Below are 15,437 nucleotides of genomic sequence, written 5' to 3' on the forward strand. Positions count from 1 at the left end.
GATGGCTGCTGAACAGCGCCTGCGCTCAGTCAACTTTTGGTCAGGTGTGGTGGTGTTATGCCTGACTATTGCGGGGGCACTGGTTGGTATCTATCAGTTAAACGAAGTGCTGACAGACGAACAGCAAGTACCGCTGGCTGAATTAAGTGTTCAAGGCGAGTTGCATTATACCGCCAGCGAAGAGGTTAGGCAGGCATTGACAGCAGAGCCGTTAGGAAGCTTTTTTACGGCCGATGTGGATGATTTAAGGCGTCGGGTAGAGCAGTTGCCGTGGGTGCAAAAGGTCTCTATTCGCAAGGTTTGGCCGGATAAGTTGTCGGTTTATGTGACGGAGCACAAACCCGTGGCCATGTGGAACGGCGATCGACTTATCAATCAGCATCAGGAAGTTTTCCGGGCTGATATAACGAGAGCTGACAGCAGTTTGCCACAGTTGTTCGGTCCGGAGAACGCGGTGAAAGAGACCTGGAAGGAATTTAACCGGGTACAGCAAATGCTGGAGGTTAATGGCTTTCAGATAAGAGCGTTGAGATTAACCGAACGCTTTGCTGTCAACGTGGTTCTGGCACAGGGAATTGAAATTAAGTTAGGGCGCGAAGCCACATTAGAGAGAATTAAGCGGTTTATCGATGTGTTTCCCAGCATCGTTGAGCACGAAAAAAGTAAAAACAACGAAATCGATACTGTGGATTTACGATATGACACCGGGGCTGCAGTGGCCTGGCGTGAAGCAAAAAGTGAGAGTTAGACGGTTATGTCGAAAACATCCGAACACAATATGGTTGTAGGTCTGGATATAGGCACCAGCAAAGTCACAGCGCTTATAGGTGAGTTATTGCCTGATAATGAGATCAGTGTTGTTGGCGTTGGCACGGCTACGTCGCGTGGAATGGATAAAGGCGGCGTGAATGACCTTAATCTGGTCGTGCAGTCGGTTCAGCGCGCTGTTGATGAGGCTGAGCTTATGGCTGACTGCCGCGTGGCATCGGTGTATTTGAACATTTCCGGACGTCATATTTCCTGTCAGAACGAAAGTGGCATGGTACCGATTAACGAAGCTGAAGTGACTCAGGATGATGTCGACAGCGTGATTCACGCCGCGCAGTCAGTGCCTATTGCAAAGGAACGTCGTATTTTACACGTCTTGCCGCAGGAGTACGTCATTGACTCACAGGAAAGTATCCGCAGCCCAATAGGCATGTCCGGTGTCCGTATGGAGTCGAAAGTGCACATTATTACCTGTGCCAACGATATGGCGAAGAACATTATAAAGGCTGTAGAGCGCTGCGGCCTGTCAGTCGACAAGCTGATATTTTCAGCGTTGGCATCGAGCATCTCGGTGCTGACTGACGACGAAAAAGATTTGGGTGTGGCCCTGGTCGACTTAGGCGGCGGCACCATTGATATTTGCATTTACGCGGGCGGGGTATTGCGCCATACGGCGGTGATTCCGGCAGCGGGTAATCAGGTTACGAGCGACATTGCCAAGATATTTCGCACGCCGACTAACCATGCAGAGGAAATTAAGACGAAGCATGCCTGTGCGTTGCGACAGATGGTCAGCATGGAAGACACTATTGAAGTGCCTTCGGTGGGTGGTCGTCCATCGCGGGTCATGTCACGTCATACGTTGTCCGAAGTGGTAGAGCCGCGTTATCAGGAATTATTTGAATTGGTCAGGGATGAAATTCAGCAAAGTGGTTTAGATGAGCAAATTGCAGCGGGTGTCGTGATAACCGGCGGCAGCGCTAAGATGGAAGGCTGCGTGGATTTTGCCGAAGAAATTTTTCAAATGCCGGTTCGTGTCGGCGTTCCTCTGGGCTTGAAAGGCCTGCGGGATTACGTCGAAGATCCGGTTTATGCCACAGCGGTGGGACTGTTACGGTATGGGCAGGAAGATGCCGCTGTGTCACAAAAAGAAAGCTCTAAAACTGACGTGATCGGACTCTGGCAAAAAGTGCAGAGTTGGTTCAAAGGTGAGTTTTAACTTGGGGTAGCACGTTAAAAGCAGGTAGGGAGAATTATTATGTTCGAACTGATGGACAATTACGAAAGCGAAGCCGTCATTAAGGTGATTGGCGTCGGTGGTGGTGGCGGAAACGCTGTCCAGCACATGGTGAAAGAATCAATTGAAGGTGTGCAGTTTATTGCCGCTAATACCGATGCGCAGGCTCTGCGCAATCATACGGCGGATGTCACCATTCAATTAGGTCAGGACATTACTAAAGGTCTTGGTGCTGGAGCCAACCCGGAAGTAGGCCGCCAGTCGGCAGAAGAGGACCGTGAGAACATCCGCGTCCACTTAGAAGGTGCCGACATGGTCTTTATTGCAGCCGGCATGGGCGGCGGTACCGGAACCGGTGCAGCACCTGTGGTTGCTGAGGTTGCCAAAGAACTGGGTATTCTGACAGTTGCTGTTGTGACTAAGCCATTCCCGTTTGAAGGGAAAAAGCGCATGGCCGTAGCCGATGAAGGTATCAACGCACTGGCACAAAGTGTCGACTCGTTAATTACCATTCCAAACGAGAAGTTGCTGAAGGTGATGGGTCGTGGAACCAGTTTACTGGATGCCTTTAGTGCTGCAAACAACGTATTGTTGGGTGCGGTTCAGGGTATTGCTGAGCTGATTACTCGTCCGGGTCTTATCAACGTCGACTTTGCTGACGTTCGTGCGGTTATGAAAGAAATGGGTACCGCCATGATGGGAACTGGTGTTGCCAGCGGTGAAGACCGTGCGCAGGAAGCTGCGGAAATGGCCATTAACAGCCCGTTACTGGAAGATATCGACTTGTCCGGAGCTCGTGGTGTGCTGATTAACGTCACAGCCGGCATGGACATGAGCATTGAAGAGCTCGACACCGTCGGTAATACGGTTAAAGCCTTTGCTTCAGATAACGCAACCGTGATTGTGGGTACCGTTATCGATACGGAAATGTCTGACGAGCTGCGCGTGACAGTGGTGGCGACTGGTATTGGCGCGGAGCGCAAACCCGATATCTCTTTGGTGAATAAGACCAGCCAGGCAGCACCTAAGCGGGAGCCTCAGCAAGCATACCGCAGTAGTGATATTGACCGCGGTGCAGCAGCCCCTCGTTACGAGGAGCAGGAAGAGTTGCAGCCAGAAACGAAAGCGGAACCAAAACGTCAACCCGCTGCCAAAGCTAAACAGGATAAAGAACTCGATTACCTGGATATTCCGGCTTTTTTGCGAAAACAGGTCGACTAAATTAGCGTAACGCTTGATAAGTATGCGTAAAATTTGATCGGACCATGACAAATGTCGTATAATATGCGGCCGCTTTGGCTTCAGCCATGGCGAACCGAATAAAAGGGTAGGTGAACAAGTACCATGATTAAGCAACGTACATTACAGCAAGCAATATCAACCACCGGTGTTGGACTGCATAAAGGCAATAAAGTAAACCTTACTTTACGCCCTGCGCCGGCCAATACGGGGTTGATATTCCGTCGTGTGGACCTTGACCCTGTGGTGGATATTCCAGCACGGGCCGACTGGGTGCGTGATACGCAGCTGTGTACCTGTCTTATCAATGAGGAAAACGTTCGCGTTTCTACCGTCGAGCATTTGCTCGCTGCGCTGGCCGGCGTTGGTATTGATAATGCGATTATCGAAGTCGATTCGCATGAAATTCCAATTATGGACGGCAGCTCGCACCCGTTTGTTTACCTGCTACAAAGCGCGGGTATTGAAGAGCAGTCAGCAGCGAAGAAGTTCATCCGGATCAAACAGCCGGTACGTGTCGAAGACGGTGATAAGTGGGCGGAACTGCTACCCCACGATGGTTTCCGTATCGACTTTGCTATCGACTTTGAACACCCGGCTATCGCAGATACAGGCCAGACCGTTAGTATGGATTTCAGCGCGAATTCTTTTATCAAAGAAATTAGCCGCGCCCGTACTTTTGGCTTTATGAAAGACATTGAGTATTTACGGGAAAACAATCTGGCATTAGGCGGCAGTTTTGATAACGCTGTTGTGCTGGACGAATTCCGCATTCTGAACAGTGACGGCTTGCGTTACGACGATGAATTCGTAAAACACAAAATGTTGGATGCTATTGGTGATTTGTATATGGGTGGCCACAGTATTTTGGGTCATCTACGTGCCTACAAATCAGGGCATGCGCTGAATAATCAGTTATTACAGGCACTATTAGCGCAGCAGTCAGCGTGGGAGTTTGTGACCTTTGACGAAGAGCAGGCCACTGCGCCTATTGCTTTCTGGTCACCCGCAACGACAACAGCTTAATCTTTATCGTTGGCGGTAAACTTTGCCGCCAACGCTTTTAACTCCGACTTTAACGGTTCATCACAACCCTCAGCCATTGTCAGTAGACGCTCTGCGCTACTTGAATCCTGCTGATCTTTCATGCTCTTCTGAAAATTATTCATTGACGGGGACACCTTAATTGAGAGGCTGTGTACCGGGATCGTCGCATTGTGACGAAAATACGTTATAATGGCCGCTTGCTGAAGTTTTAGCCTGGTTGCCCAGCTACCGTTATCTACCTGAATGATCATTTGGCCATCGCGGATATTCAGCAGTTGGCAGTGTTGATAGGTGTTTTTATCTACGCATTGTTGAAACAATTGTTGCCAATGCGAAAGTTGGGCGGCAAACTGTGCATAGTGTCGTAATGTTGACGACAAAGTTTTTTGACCGGAGCGAAGCCATTCTGATGGTGTTTTCGGGTGTCGTGACATAATTGCGTAGTAGGCAAATAATAAGAGAGTTCGGATGAGTTTATCAGTCTTTTATCGAGGCTCCAAAGTACGTTTTCGTATTCGTTTAAGTCGACGTCGGTTTTTTTCTTTTGTTGGCATTGCAGCCTTCATCGGCCTTGCCAGCTGGCAACCATGGCAGTACCAGGGCATTGATCCTAAACTGGCGCAGACTAAAATTAGCGAAGAGCAGAAAAAGCTCGTATTGCAGGAAGAAGCGCTAAAAGAATTAAAAGAAGACACTCAGAAACGTCTGGGTGCTATGACGGTGTATCTGGGTGAATTAAGAGCTCAAATGCGTCGTCTGGACGCGTTAGGTGAGCGTTTAGCCGGGGTAGCTAATCTCGATAACGGCGAGTTCAACTTTAATCAGGAGCTGCCTATTGGTGGCCCCGAGGTAGAAGTTGCTGAGCTCCCGCATAGCTCTGGCACGGACGTCATTACTGAAATTGAAGGTATGCTGTCGCAGATCTCTGACAAACAAAAACAGCTATCGCTACTTGAATCTGTGATGATGAATCACCAACTTACTAATGACGCTTATATTGCGGGTCGTCCCATCTCAGATGGCTGGCTGTCGTCGCAATACGGTGTCCGTAAAGACCCTTTTAATGGCACACCCGCTATGCATAAGGGCTTAGATTTTGCTAGTTATAATGAAGAGGTCAAAATTATTGCGACCGGCGCAGGTGTCGTTACCTGGGCCGGCGACAGATACGGTTACGGCACCTTAGTCGAAATTGACCACGGTGGTGGCTTAAAAACCCGTTACGGTCATAACGACGAGTTAACAGTTTCAGTAGGGGATGTTGTTACCCGCGGTCAGCAAATTGCGAAAATGGGCAGCAGTGGTCGGTCGACTGGACCACATGTTCATTACGAAGTGTTGCGTAACGGCCGTCAAATTGACCCTAATCAGTTTGTGTATCGTAAAGCTGACCCAAAATAACTCGGTAAATTATTTAGAACGTAGGCGGTACTTTAGGTACCGCTTTTGTTGTTCAGGAAAGTAACACAGGATAAATCAATCTCATGCTAGGCAGTCTGTTTCGAAAAGTATTTGGTAGTCGCAACGATCGCATTCTCAAAACTATGAAGAAAGACGTTGAGCGAATTAATTTGCTGGAACCCGAGTTTGAAGCGTTAAGTGATGCCGAGCTAAAAGAGAAAACCGCTGAATTTCGCAAGCGTCTGAACGATGGTGAGCGCATAGAGAAAATTTTACCCGAAGCCTTTGCTACCGTTCGTGAAGCCAGCAGACGTGTTTTCGGGATGCGTCACTTCGATGTACAGCTTATTGGCGGTATGGTACTGAACGATAACCGCATAGCAGAAATGAAAACGGGTGAAGGTAAAACGCTGACAGCGACCTTACCGGCTTACCTTAATGCGTTACCGGGTAAAGGCGTTCACATTATTACGGTGAACGATTACCTGGCCAAGCGTGATGCTGAATTCAACCAACCATTATTTGACTTCCTTGGGTTGACCGTAGCGTTCAACATTCCGGGCATGGCGCCTGAAGACAAGAAAGCGGCTTATCAGGCCGACATTACTTACGGTACCAATAACGAGTTTGGTTTTGATTACCTGCGCGACAATATGGCCTTTGCGCCACAGGACAGGGTTCAGCGCGAATTAAACTACGCTTTGGTCGATGAAGTCGACTCAATTCTGATTGATGAAGCCCGTACGCCGCTGATTATTTCCGGTCCGGCTGAAGACAGTTCAGAAATGTACCGCAAAATGAATGAGCTGGTTCCACACTTGGTTCGTCAGGAAAAAGAAGACACTGAAGAAGAACAAGGCGACGGCGACTTTACCATTGATGAAAAAGCCAAGCAGCTGCATCTTACCGAACACGGTCAGGAACACATTGAAGAGCTGCTGAAAGAGAAAGGCATGCTGGACGCTGATGATTCGCTATACTCAGCCGCTAATATCAGTTTACTGCACCATATCAATGCTGCTTTACGCGCTCATCATCTATTTCAAAAAGATGTGGATTACATCATCAAAGACGACAAGGTTGTCATTGTCGATGAACATACAGGACGTACAATGGAAGGTCGCCGTTGGTCTGAAGGTCTGCATCAGGCAGTAGAAGCCAAAGAAGGCGTGCCAATTCAGAACGAAAACCAGACATTGGCATCTATTACCTTCCAGAATTATTTCCGTCTATACAACAAGCTAGCCGGTATGACCGGTACAGCCGATACTGAAGCCTTCGAGTTCCAGTCTATTTATGGTCTGGAGACCATTGTACTGCCAACCAACAAACCAATGGTTCGTGATGACAGAGCCGATCTTATTTATCTGACCACACTGGAAAAATACGAAGCTATAGCCGAAGACATTGAAGAGTGTCGTAAGCAGAAGCGCCCGGTGCTGGTGGGTACGGTTTCTATTGAAAACTCTGAACTCTTGTCGCAGTTGCTGAAGAAAAAGAAAATTCCTCATGCGGTACTGAACGCTAAATTCCACGAACACGAAGCCGACATTATTGCTCAGGCAGGCCGTCCGGGAACGGTGACCATTGCGACCAACATGGCCGGACGTGGTACCGATATCGTTCTGGGCGGAAGCTGGATGGCTGAAGTTGAAAAGCTGGAAGAACCATCTAACGACAAAATCGAGAAAATAAAGCAAGACTGGCAGAAACTGCATGATGCCGTAATTGAGGCTGGCGGTTTGCACATTATTGGTACTGAGCGCCATGAGTCGCGTCGTATCGATAACCAGTTACGCGGTCGTGCTGGTCGTCAGGGTGACCCGGGTTCATCGCGTTTCTATTTGTCGCTGGAAGATCCACTTATGCGGATTTTCGCTTCAGACCGCATTGGAACTATGATGAAGCGTCTGGGTATGAAAGAAGGCGAAGCCATTGAACACCCTTGGGTAACGCGAGCTATTGAAAATGCGCAACGTAAGGTGGAAGGACGTAACTTTGATGTCCGTAAACAATTGCTTGAGTATGACGATGTAGCCAACGATCAGCGTAGTGTTGTCTATGACCAGCGTAATGAATTGCTGGACGAAGGTGATATCTCTGAAACCATCGTTGCGATACGTGACGACGTGATCAATTCAGTGATCAGCGAGTACGTTCCGCCTCAGTCTCTGGCTGAGCTCTGGGACTTAAAAGGTTTGGAAGAGCGTCTGCGTGGTGACTTCCACATCGAGCTGCCACTACAGCAATGGCTGGACGAAGAAGAGCATTTCCATGAGGAAGTGTTGCGGGAGCGGGTACTGGAAGAGCTGGTTAAAGCTTACCAGGAAAAAGAAGAGATGGTGGGGCCTGAAGTGCTGCGCCGCTTCGAAAAATCCATCATGTTGCAAAGCCTTGACCAGCACTGGAAAGAACACTTAGCAGCAATGGATCATCTGCGTCAGGGTATTCACCTACGTGGTTATGCTCAGAAAAACCCGAAACAAGAATACAAAAAAGAGGCTTTTGAACTCTTTACCGAGATGCTGGAAGCCCTGAAACTCGACGTTGTGACTATTCTGAGCAAGGTGAAAGTACGAGCTCAGGAAGATGTGGACGCAGTAGATGAACAACGTAAAGCAGCCGATAGCGCGCCACGTGAGTTCCGCCATGAGCAAAGTGGCCCGGCAGCTGAAGAGCCTCAGAAAAACACTGATAATGCTCAGGGACAACCGGTTCGTAAAGGCGCAAAAGTGGGGCGTAACGAGCCATGCCCTTGTGGGTCAGGCAAAAAATATAAACATTGTCACGGTAAACTATAGGTTTTTATGGAGACCCAAAAATCGCCTGCTGTCCATGTGGCAGTAGGCGTGATTGAAAATGAACAGGGCGAAATTTTTATCGCTCAACGTCATCCTGAACAACATCAGGGTGGTAAGTGGGAATTCCCCGGCGGTAAAGTCGAAGCTGGCGAGAATGTTCAACAAGCATTGCAGCGCGAACTAAAAGAAGAGTGCGGTATTGATGTGACCGACATGGCTCCATTAACCGTCATAGAGCATCAGTACAAAGATAAGCGAGTTTTACTCGATGTCTGGTGGGTGCTTTCATACAGCGGTGAAGCGCGTCAGTTAGAAGGTCAGGACTGGTGTTGGGTTGATAAAAACCAGCTGGATGCATTCCAGTTTCCGGAAGCTAATCAACCCATTGTCGAATGCATTATGCAGTCATTGAACGCTTATTAGTACAGCAACTCGTACTCTAATGGCTACTACCTGAACTAATAATCTGATTCTTCGTTGTTATAGTCGTCGTTAGCTATGACAACTGGCTCGCCCGGGATGCTTTTTTCCTCGTTTGCCCATTCACCTAAATCAATCAGCTTGCATCGCTCACTGCAAAAAGGTCTGGCAGGGGATTTTTCTGACCACTCTACCTTAGTCTGGCAGGTTGGGCAGTTAACACTAATACTCATGGACTACACCTTGCTAGTTCAAATTCAATATCGTGCAGGGATGTTTCTTTGCTCTCCCCGGGTAAAGGCATGAATCGTACCGTAAATCGCTGCCGATGCCCACTGATGACCGGATAAATCTTGGCAGAGCGGGGGACCTTAATTCGCAGCATGGCAAGCAGTTGCTCTGAACTTTCCTGCAGGAAACCATTTTGCAATTGTATTGGCGCAAAAACGGATTGCTCGCGTAATAATGTCAGTTTTAAGGTAATAGCCAGTTCAACAAAAGCCAGTGTCTGACTCCAGCTTTCACATTGTTGCCGCTTTTCTTCAGCAGACTGACTTAACCATAAATGTAGCTGAGGTAATTCAAATAAGCCGCTCATGCCCGGCTGGCTGAATCGCTGGCGTATACTCGTTAGCAGTGCATCGTCTTTGAGTTGGCGCAAGTACTTTGGAATATCCTGAAGCGTGTTGATGCAATGCTCAATTTCATTAATGGTTCTTCGCAATGCATCGCGGTCAACATCGGGGTGCTCTTCCCATTTTTGTAAACGCTGTTTGTCGAGCTCTAAGTCTTTCGTCAGTTCGGTACGGATGTCACAGCGCTCAAGTAGTTCGGTGACAGCAAACAGGGCGTTAAAAAAGGGTTCAGCCTGTTCATCAAAACAGACTCGGCTGGCTTTTAACTGTTCGAAGCCATGTTCTAAACGCAAATAAGTTCGCATACGCTCCTGAAGCGGATATTCATAGAGAATGTTGTCGTTATCAGTAGATGTCATGCGGTTGCCGATTGTTGAACTCTGTTTCTATGATAGCGGATTACTTTTCCTGTGCAACGGTTGCCGCAAGATAGCGCTGATGCAGTTGGTTAACTTGTCGACGCAATTCGTCGATACTGCCCTCGTTATTCAGAATATCGTCCGCTTTGCGAAGTCGTGTCTCGCGACTCAGTTGAGCTTTCATAATAGCCTCAACTTCCTCTTTTGGACTCTCGTCGCGCTGAATCGTTCGTTGTAATTGTAATTCTTCTGAAACATCTACCACTAATACGCGCTGGCAGTATTTATCCAAATTATTTTCCAGCAATAGCGGCGCCGATAAAATCACATAGGGCGAATTGGCCTGTTCCAGTTGAGCCAGAATTTCTTCACGTATGGCGGGGTGCAACAAGCTGTTCAACCAGTCTTTTTCTGTGGGGTCAGAGAATACTCTTTGGCGTAGCGCTTTGCGATCAAGCTCGCCTTTGTCCGTCAACAGGTCACGACCAAAATGCTCTGCAATAGCCTGCAGGCAAGGACTGCCCGGCATCACCACCTGACGGGAGACAATATCAGCATCGATCACGGTTATACCCAGCCTTTCAAACTCGGCTGTGGCTGCTGACTTTCCGCTACCAATTCCCCCGGTTACACCCACTACGTAGGTCACTTTTAAACGCCTCCTAACCAATGCCAGTAGCTGAACAACAGCTCCATACCATAGAAGTAACTCAGCAGCCCTCCGCCGATTAGAAAGGGCCCAAAGGGTATAGGTTGTGAGCGACTTTGCCGGCGCAACATAATCAGGCCTATTACGGCTCCGCAAACCGAGCTGGCAAGAATAGTGACAGGCAACAGAGTCGCGCCGGTAAAAGCGGTAATAGCTGCCAGCAGTTTAAAGTCACCATAACCCATACCTTCTTTGCCTGTGATGAGCTTATAGACCCAGAACACGCTCCAAAGACTAAGATAACCCGCTGCGGCACCTATAATTGCGGAGGCCGGAGTCATGTCACTTAAATCAGAGATAGACCAGAGTAAACCAACCCAGAGTAAAGGGTAAGTGAGCTGATCCGGCAGTAACTGATGACGCCAGTCGATAACGAATAGGCAAATTAATAACGAAAAGACCGTAACATACACCAGCGCCGGTAGCGTGAACCCGAAATGCCAGCCTATTAAGCCAAACGCCAGACAACTGATAATTTCAACTAGCCAGTAGGTAACCGGAATGCGAGTTTGACAATGGCGGCAGCGAGCGCGCAAAACCAGATAACTCAACAGCGGAATATTATCGTACCAGGCAATAGAGGCCTTGCATTCAGGACAATGGGAGCCCGGAAACGCGATGGAAAAGCGGTCCTGTTCGGTTACCGGCGTACCGTTCATTTCGGCACATTCGCGCTGCCATTGGCGTTCCAGCTGTATTGGCAGTCGGGTGATCACTACGTTCAGGAAGCTACCGATAACGGCGCCCAGCGCCAGCGCGACCACCAATGTCGGTAACGACCCGGCAGCAAGCAAGTATTCCATACTTCTATTCCTTAGTTATTGAAACTGCTGCCCCATGGAAAACAGCGGTAAATACATAGCGACCAAAAGAGTGCCTATAATGCCGCCTAAAACGACCATCAGCAAGGGCTCTGCCAGTGCAATCAGGCGCTCACAATTTTCCTCAAAACGTTGTTGCTTGAAATCGGCAAGTGCGGCGAAGGCGTTATCGATTTTACCATTTTGCTCGCCAACTTTAAGAAAACTGAGAGTGCGGGGCTCATTCAGCGTACTGGAGCGGAAACTGTCTACCCAACCGTTACCAGACTCTAGCTGATTATGAATTTGACGCAAGGCTGCTTTATGGGGGAGCCAGCTCAAAGACGATTCGGTGCTGAGAATAGCTTGCCGGGTTTCAATACCAGCACGCAAAGCTACCGCCAACCGATGAAACAATTGCTGCAGTTTAATATCCTGCAGCAATTGACCAATAACGGGTAATTGAGCAAGTGTGCGTTGGGAGAACAGCGGAGCTTTGTTTTTAAAGGTCAAAAGAGTAACTGCCGCAGCTAATATCGCACTGAAAATGACAAATGCCTGCTCTTTCAAAAAAGCTGATGAATTCAGTAAAACGGCAGTGAGCCAGGGTAGTTCGCCTTCGCCAAAAAGCTGAGCAAAGGCAGGCAAAACCCAGCCCATCATCATGAAGCAAACACCAGCTGCCACGAGTAATACAATGACGGGATAACGCAGCGCTTTGGTTAATTGCTTTTTCAGTTGATGCTGGCGTTTTTCCAGTTCTTGTAACTGCTGTAACGCATCCGCAAGCTGTCCGTTTTGTTCCGCCCAGGCTATGGCATTTATGTCAGCTTTGGGTAACCAGTGTTCATAATAAGTCAGTGCTCGACTGAAAGAGAAGCCATGCTCAATGCTGCGAATACAATCTTCAATTAACCAGCGCAGGCTTCTGGACTTAGTTTCGCAAATACTGTGCCGCAGAGCTTCTGAAAGCGGCAGGCCACTCTCCAGTAAACTGGCGGTTTGTTGCAACAGAATGTACCAGAGCGATAATTTAGGCCTAATAAGTTTTCTCTGACGCTTCGATAAGCGTTTTATTTTTGTACAACGGATATGATGTTGCGATAACAGCTGTTTCGCCTGCAACAGTGAGTCTGCATGAACCAGCCCGGATGAATTGCCTGCCTGCCACTGCCAGCAGTGATTAAGAGTCTGCATAACTGAAACGCTCCTTCTCTGCACTGCTAATCAAACCGGTATCGATATAATGCTGTAGCGCCTGCGAAAAATCCGGAAGCTTCAAATGGCCCAGATAGTGGCGCAAATCTTTAATGGAGGCTCGCGAGCTGATTAGTTTCTGAACTTGCTCTTCAGAGTCATCCAACCAGGGCACAACCTCAAACACCGCCTGGCGGTTTTTCTCCGTTTGGTTGTGGCGCTCGGCTACTGGCAGTAAACGTTGGCTGACAATAAGCTTTAATGAGCTGCGAATATCCAGCGGGTTAACACCCAAGGAATGCAAACGCTTTAACGTATCCAGGCAGTTGTTGGTATGCAGTGAACTCAGAACTAAATGACCCGTTTGCGCTGCCTGCACGGCAATTTTGGCTGTCTCTGCATCGCGGATTTCGCCAATAAGGATAACATCGGGGTCTTGTCGGAGGAGGGCGCGTAGAATCGATGCGAAGGTCAGTCCCTGGCGTGTATTGACCATTACCTGACTGCAGCCCGGCAGCGGAACTTCAACCGGATCTTCAACACTGCAAACGTTGCTGCGCTCAGTATCCAGTTGGCTCATTGCACTGTACAAAGTTGAAGTTTTGCCACTACCGGTTGGGCCGGTCACCAGAATTAACCCCTGCTTCTGACCTAAGCAGCGTGCAAACCAACGATACTGTTGTTCCAGCAGTCCGGTTTTCTGTAAGGGGGTAATGTTGTGTGTTGGCTGTAAGCACCGCAGCACCAACTTTTCTCCACCGATAACCGGACAGCAGTTTAATCTGAATTCCAGTTGCGTGTTATCACCGGATTGCACGGACAAGCGTCCGTCCTGCGGTTGGCGTTGTTCGGTTAAATCAAGGTTGGCCTGTACTTTAATACGCGAATAAACCTGTTGAGCAAATTCTCGCGCTATAAAATCTAAACGGCGCAGCTCTCCGGCTTCCCGGCCTCTGACAACAACACCTTGGTTCAGAGGTTGCAGGTGCAGGTCAGATAGCCCTTTTTCTGAGCAGTACAACAGTAGCTGGTCAACGTATTCGATAGCTGAGTCCTTTGGCAATTGAATACCAGGTCGCTTGCCTTTACCACGAATCAGCAATACTTTTTTATCGCTGTAAAAGCTCAGTAATACCTCGTCGACCGGGGCAAACCCGGGTTGTTGTACTAACATGAGCCATGTTTTCCCCTGAGCAAAAAGCAGCAAACCATGTTGTTGTAGAAAAGGGTCGTGCTCATTCTCAGAAGAACTCGTCTGCCCGGCCAGATGAGTGAGTGAACAACACGCGAAGTCAGTCATTAGTAGCTTACCTGCTGTTCACAGTTTTGCACCACTGAGCGAATTTCGCTGTAATCGGAACAGGCAATGTTCCAGTCTAAATGCGTATTCTCGGCGTTGGGTGTCAGTTCAATCTGCAGTGGCTGATTGTTAATATTGACTGAGTTTAGAGTTAGGCGCACGGCAGCGGATTCGGTCAGACTGATGTCGCTGAGATCATCGGGTAAAGGCGAAGGTAAGCCGGGTATGCCTTTATTTCCGGCCTGATTGCATTGGTTTAACTGCCCCTCAATTTGCCAGCACAAAGCAATACCCAGCTGTAGTGGCTGAGCATGGGCTAAGGCTTTACTGACTTTGGCCTGCTGGGTGTAATAGGTGTACGACGGAACGGCAATAGCCGAGAGGATGGCAATGATGGCCACCACGACCATCATCTCGATAAGACTAAAACCCTTACCTGGAAAACGAAGAACGGATAAACGAAGAACGGGTAAACGGTGAAAATGTGCTTCCTGCATAATTCAGCTCCCTGTTTAAGAACAGCAGAACTGTGGTTCACCCGGGCGAATTAGTAAATTCTATTTTCCTGTAAGTTATTGGCTATCCACCGCCATTTTCTAGCTATCTTCTGAAATTCTCATTGATAAATCAATTGCCTGGACGTTCTTTGTCAAAGCGCCGGAGGAGATAAAATCAACCCCGGTGGCAGCCAGTTCCGGCAAACGCTCATCGGTAATATTACCCGAAACTTCTAGTTGCGCGCTGTGCCCGGCATTGTCATGGTTTTGCTGTACGGCCTGCTTAATGTCTTCAATACTGAAGTTATCCAGCATAATCACGTCGGCTTCGGCCTTCAGAGCCTGTCCGAATTCATCCAAATTCTCGACTTCAACTTCCACCGTTTTACCCGGATTCAGGCGTTTGGCCGCAGTTACAGCCTGAGCAATGCCCCCACAGGCAAAAATGTGATTTTCTTTAATCAGGTAGGCATCAAATAAACCAATGCGGTGATTCACACCGCCGCCGCAACGCACCGCGTATTTCTGCGCTAAACGCATGCCAGGCAGAGTTTTTCGGGTATCCAGTAGTTGCGTTTTATAACCGTCGAGCAATTTGCTGTAGTGATAAGTGGTGGTCGCAGTCGCTGATAAGGTTTGTAAAAAGTTCAGCGCCGTGCGTTCACCGGTTAGCAAAATGCGGCTGGGGCCTTTTAAACGGCAGAGCTCCGTATTGGCTTTCACGTTATCGCCGTCTTTTACCAGCCATTCAATTTCCACGTGATTTCCCATTTGGCGAAACACCTGATCAACCCAGGCACAACCACAAATGACAGCGTCTTCGCGGGTAATAATGCTGGCGCGGGACTGGCTTTGTTCCGGAATCAGTTGCGCAGTAATATCATAACTGGCGTCTTCGCCGGATAAATCTTCCTTTAGTGCGGCGCGCACACCGTCCTGAATAGCAAGTTGCAGCTCGGGCTGACTCATAGATGGCTTTACCTTTTAACAGACAATACGGATACTAGGGGGCAAACTTTACCGTTTT

The 15,437-nt window shown here is 48.6% G+C and carries 16 protein-coding genes; 7 read left to right on the plus strand and 9 right to left on the minus strand.

The window, feature by feature from the left end; translation table 11 throughout:
• The first annotated feature begins 1 nt into the window (after position 1).
• The 4 genes from ACP7H9_RS09110 (at position 2) to lpxC (ending at position 4,270) form a co-directional block, all read left to right on the plus strand.
• Positions 2–748: a cell division protein FtsQ/DivIB gene (locus ACP7H9_RS09110; RefSeq protein ID WP_011233700.1), complete on the plus strand. Its 747-nt coding sequence runs from the start codon at positions 2–4 to the stop codon at positions 746–748.
• Between the two features lie 6 nt (positions 749–754).
• Positions 755–1,987 carry a cell division protein FtsA gene (gene ftsA, locus ACP7H9_RS09115; RefSeq protein ID WP_114982071.1) on the plus strand — a complete coding sequence of 411 codons (1,233 nt, stop codon included), beginning with the start codon at positions 755–757 and terminating at the stop codon, positions 1,985–1,987.
• A 39-nt stretch (positions 1,988–2,026) separates the two neighbouring features.
• Positions 2,027–3,226 (plus strand): cell division protein FtsZ, encoded by a 1,200-nt coding sequence (gene ftsZ, locus ACP7H9_RS09120; RefSeq protein WP_110013578.1) that lies wholly within the window; start codon positions 2,027–2,029, stop codon positions 3,224–3,226.
• A 123-nt stretch (positions 3,227–3,349) separates the two neighbouring features.
• A complete protein-coding gene (gene lpxC / locus ACP7H9_RS09125) occupies positions 3,350–4,270 on the plus strand; it encodes a UDP-3-O-acyl-N-acetylglucosamine deacetylase (RefSeq protein WP_114982072.1) in 921 nt (306 codons plus the stop codon).
• On the opposite strand, the gene ACP7H9_RS09130 is transcribed toward lpxC, so the two are convergent.
• Positions 4,267–4,671, minus strand: a complete 405-nt coding sequence (locus ACP7H9_RS09130) for a DUF721 domain-containing protein (RefSeq protein ID WP_227016357.1) — start codon at positions 4,669–4,671, stop codon at positions 4,267–4,269. The genes lpxC and ACP7H9_RS09130 overlap by 4 nt on opposite strands.
• Positions 4,672–4,759: 88 nt before the next feature.
• Here ACP7H9_RS09130 and ACP7H9_RS09135 point away from each other — a divergent pair, with 88 nt between their 5' ends.
• From ACP7H9_RS09135 to mutT, 3 genes are all read left to right on the plus strand, one after another.
• A complete protein-coding gene (locus ACP7H9_RS09135) occupies positions 4,760–5,692 on the plus strand; it encodes a M23 family metallopeptidase (protein ID WP_439222602.1) in 933 nt (310 codons plus the stop codon).
• Positions 5,693–5,775: 83 nt separating this feature from the next.
• Positions 5,776–8,493 (plus strand): preprotein translocase subunit SecA, encoded by a 2,718-nt coding sequence (gene secA, locus ACP7H9_RS09140; protein WP_034818594.1) that lies wholly within the window; start codon positions 5,776–5,778, stop codon positions 8,491–8,493.
• A gap of 6 nt (positions 8,494–8,499) precedes the next feature.
• Entirely contained in the window at positions 8,500–8,916 is a 417-nt protein-coding gene (mutT, locus tag ACP7H9_RS09145) for an 8-oxo-dGTP diphosphatase MutT (RefSeq protein ID WP_011233707.1), read from the plus strand.
• A 35-nt stretch (positions 8,917–8,951) separates the two neighbouring features.
• On the opposite strand, the gene yacG is transcribed toward mutT, so the two are convergent.
• The 8 genes from yacG to nadC all read right to left on the minus strand — a co-directional run bounded on the left by yacG (position 8,952) and on the right by nadC (position 15,379).
• Complete coding sequence (gene yacG, locus ACP7H9_RS09150) at positions 8,952–9,146, minus strand: DNA gyrase inhibitor YacG (protein WP_011233708.1); 195 nt, start codon at positions 9,144–9,146, stop codon at positions 8,952–8,954.
• The gene (zapD, locus tag ACP7H9_RS09155; protein WP_034818590.1) at positions 9,143–9,907 is read right to left on the minus strand and encodes a cell division protein ZapD; all 765 of its coding nucleotides are present in this window, start codon (positions 9,905–9,907) and stop codon (positions 9,143–9,145) included. Before zapD ends, yacG begins: the two co-directional genes overlap by 4 nt.
• Before the next feature lie 40 nt (positions 9,908–9,947).
• Positions 9,948–10,556, minus strand: coding sequence for a dephospho-CoA kinase (gene coaE / locus ACP7H9_RS09160; RefSeq protein WP_439222603.1), 609 nt, complete (start codon positions 10,554–10,556; stop codon positions 9,948–9,950).
• Between the two features lie 2 nt (positions 10,557–10,558).
• Complete coding sequence (locus ACP7H9_RS09165) at positions 10,559–11,419, minus strand: prepilin peptidase (RefSeq protein ID WP_439222604.1); 861 nt, start codon at positions 11,417–11,419, stop codon at positions 10,559–10,561.
• A gap of 15 nt (positions 11,420–11,434) precedes the next feature.
• Positions 11,435–12,613 carry a type II secretion system F family protein gene (locus ACP7H9_RS09170; RefSeq protein WP_439222605.1) on the minus strand — a complete coding sequence of 393 codons (1,179 nt, stop codon included), beginning with the start codon at positions 12,611–12,613 and terminating at the stop codon, positions 11,435–11,437.
• Complete coding sequence (locus ACP7H9_RS09175; protein ID WP_439222606.1) at positions 12,600–13,913, minus strand: GspE/PulE family protein; 1,314 nt, start codon at positions 13,911–13,913, stop codon at positions 12,600–12,602. Before ACP7H9_RS09175 ends, ACP7H9_RS09170 begins: the two co-directional genes overlap by 14 nt.
• Positions 13,913–14,410, minus strand: a complete 498-nt coding sequence (locus ACP7H9_RS09180) for a pilin (protein ID WP_439222607.1) — start codon at positions 14,408–14,410, stop codon at positions 13,913–13,915. The genes ACP7H9_RS09175 and ACP7H9_RS09180 overlap by 1 nt, the downstream gene beginning before the upstream one ends.
• A gap of 99 nt (positions 14,411–14,509) precedes the next feature.
• Positions 14,510–15,379 carry a carboxylating nicotinate-nucleotide diphosphorylase gene (nadC, locus tag ACP7H9_RS09185; protein ID WP_110013584.1) on the minus strand — a complete coding sequence of 290 codons (870 nt, stop codon included), beginning with the start codon at positions 15,377–15,379 and terminating at the stop codon, positions 14,510–14,512.
• Between the last annotated feature and the right edge of the window lie 58 nt (positions 15,380–15,437).

Origin of the sequence: Idiomarina sp. ST20R2A10, from assembly GCF_051842345.1 — a bacterium.
Taxonomy (GTDB): Bacteria; Pseudomonadota; Gammaproteobacteria; order Enterobacterales; family Alteromonadaceae; genus Idiomarina; species Idiomarina loihiensis.

What these genes read in the sequence shown, in the direction of transcription:
- ACP7H9_RS09110 (WP_011233700.1), top strand. Translation starts at nt 2, where the DNA reads ATGGCTGCTGAACAGCGCCTGCGCTCAGTCAACTTTTGGTCAGGTGTG.
- ftsA (WP_114982071.1), top strand. Translation starts at nt 755, where the DNA reads ATGTCGAAAACATCCGAACACAATATGGTTGTAGGTCTGGATATAGGC.
- ftsZ (WP_110013578.1), top strand. Translation starts at nt 2,027, where the DNA reads ATGTTCGAACTGATGGACAATTACGAAAGCGAAGCCGTCATTAAGGTG.
- lpxC (WP_114982072.1), top strand. Translation starts at nt 3,350, where the DNA reads ATGATTAAGCAACGTACATTACAGCAAGCAATATCAACCACCGGTGTT.
- ACP7H9_RS09135 (WP_439222602.1), top strand. Translation starts at nt 4,760, where the DNA reads ATGAGTTTATCAGTCTTTTATCGAGGCTCCAAAGTACGTTTTCGTATT.
- secA (WP_034818594.1), top strand. Translation starts at nt 5,776, where the DNA reads ATGCTAGGCAGTCTGTTTCGAAAAGTATTTGGTAGTCGCAACGATCGC.
- mutT (WP_011233707.1), top strand. Translation starts at nt 8,500, where the DNA reads ATGGAGACCCAAAAATCGCCTGCTGTCCATGTGGCAGTAGGCGTGATT.
- yacG (WP_011233708.1), bottom strand. Translation starts at nt 9,146, where the DNA reads ATGAGTATTAGTGTTAACTGCCCAACCTGCCAGACTAAGGTAGAGTGG.
- zapD (WP_034818590.1), bottom strand. Translation starts at nt 9,907, where the DNA reads ATGACATCTACTGATAACGACAACATTCTCTATGAATATCCGCTTCAG.
- ACP7H9_RS09165 (WP_439222604.1), bottom strand. Translation starts at nt 11,419, where the DNA reads ATGGAATACTTGCTTGCTGCCGGGTCGTTACCGACATTGGTGGTCGCG.
- ACP7H9_RS09170 (WP_439222605.1), bottom strand. Translation starts at nt 12,613, where the DNA reads ATGCAGACTCTTAATCACTGCTGGCAGTGGCAGGCAGGCAATTCATCC.
- ACP7H9_RS09175 (WP_439222606.1), bottom strand. Translation starts at nt 13,913, where the DNA reads ATGACTGACTTCGCGTGTTGTTCACTCACTCATCTGGCCGGGCAGACG.
- ACP7H9_RS09180 (WP_439222607.1), bottom strand. Translation starts at nt 14,410, where the DNA reads ATGCAGGAAGCACATTTTCACCGTTTACCCGTTCTTCGTTTATCCGTT.
- nadC (WP_110013584.1), bottom strand. Translation starts at nt 15,379, where the DNA reads ATGAGTCAGCCCGAGCTGCAACTTGCTATTCAGGACGGTGTGCGCGCC.